This is a genomic window from Rhodoferax sp. ZS1R8, from assembly GCF_056521325.1.
Genome location: NZ_JBWMBA010000078.1, coordinates 1 through 1,409, shown reverse-complemented (window position 1 = coordinate 1,409; position 1,409 = coordinate 1). Strand labels below are relative to the sequence as shown.

At 57.2% G+C, this 1,409-nt stretch carries 2 protein-coding genes; both read right to left on the bottom strand.

Annotation, left to right across the window (positions count from 1 at the left end; translation table 11 throughout):
* Positions 1 to 429, bottom strand: a 429-nt coding sequence (locus tag AC097P_RS23905) for a delta-class carbonic anhydrase (protein WP_479612921.1), incomplete at its 3' end; no start/stop codon positions are given.
* Between the two features lie 90 nt (positions 430 to 519).
* Positions 520 to 1,409 (bottom strand): transposase (locus AC097P_RS23900; protein WP_479612920.1); only part of this gene is annotated, 890 nt, incomplete at its 5' end.

Genomic DNA, 1,409 nt, shown 5'->3' with positions numbered 1-1,409 from the left:
CGTATCGCCGGCATTCAGGCCGCCATGCGCGCTGGTACATACGTCAGCGTCCAACTTGCTGCTCTCGGCGGCTGACAATTTACCGCTATAGACAAAGCCTGTACCGCTGCCTTTGCCATCGCCATTGCCAGCGAATTTCACGAAGTCGCCACCTTTGTGCTCGGCATTGGCGTGGAAGTGGATATTGCACAGATTCATAGACTGGTAGTTCGGTGCGGGCGCGAAAGTCCGGGCGTTTTTTCCTGCTTTTGAGGCGATGTCACGCGGTGACTGTGGGCCAAAACCCTTACCCTCCGTCGCACTCACAAGCGCCGCGTTTTTCGCCTTGATCACCTGGTCATCCACCGCACCGGAATGATGGTCTGCGGCGAATACAGAAATAGCCGTGCTCATGGCTGCTAACGCGAACAATACATGGGAGGACTTCATTGCATTTCCTTGTGTAGTTGGGTTGTTACAAGTGCGAATTCTATGGCGGCGGAACGTGTCAATGACTTTGCATCACCGTTGAACATATATTTACTGAGCAGGGTGTAATGTTTCAGTTGGGATTTCGGCTTTGGTTTCCTTTTTGAGTGGCGGGTTGATCCACGCGGCGGTAGGCAGCCTGGCAGGCTCTGGGCGCTTGCCTTTGAAGCGGCTGGGGTGGGCGGCAAAGGCGGCGTCCAAGGCAGCCTGGCGCGTCGTGATGAGCTCGTGAGCGAGGCCATAGTGGACACTGTGGGGTGTCATGTGGGCAATGCCACTGTGGCGGTGCTCATCGTTGTACCAAGCGAAGAAGGTTTGGCAGTGGGCGCGTGCATCTTCGATTGAACCAAAGCGCTCGGGGAAGTCCGCACGGTATTTGAGCGTTTTGAACTGCGCCTCGGAATACGGGTTGTCATCCGATGTATAGGGTCGGCTGTGGCTCTTGGTGATGTCCAAATCGACCAGCAGACTGGCCACCGGTTTGGAGCGCATGCTGGAGCCTCGATCTGCGTGCAGACTGAGCGTACCCGGCGCGATGTTTTGACGCTGGGCGGTGTCCTCGATCAACTGCGTGGCAAGCCCGGAACACTCACGCTCGGCGATGAGCCAGCCCACCACGTAGCGGCTAAAGATATCCAAAATAACGTAGAGATGGAAGTAAGTCCACTTGGCTGGGCCCTTGAGTTTGGTGATGTCCCAAGACCAAACTTGATTGGGACTGGTGGCCAACAATTCAGGTTTGGCATAGGCGCTGTGGCGGCGCTGATTGCGTCGCTCGGCGCAGCCACTGCGGGCCTTGAGCAAGCGGTACATGGTGCGCACGGAGCCCAGGTAGCGGCCCTCATCAAGTAGCGTGGCATGCACACTGGCAGGGGCGGTGTCGGCAAAGCGCTCGCTACCCAAGGTGTCTAGTACCAATTGCCGTTCAGCCTCGCTCAAGG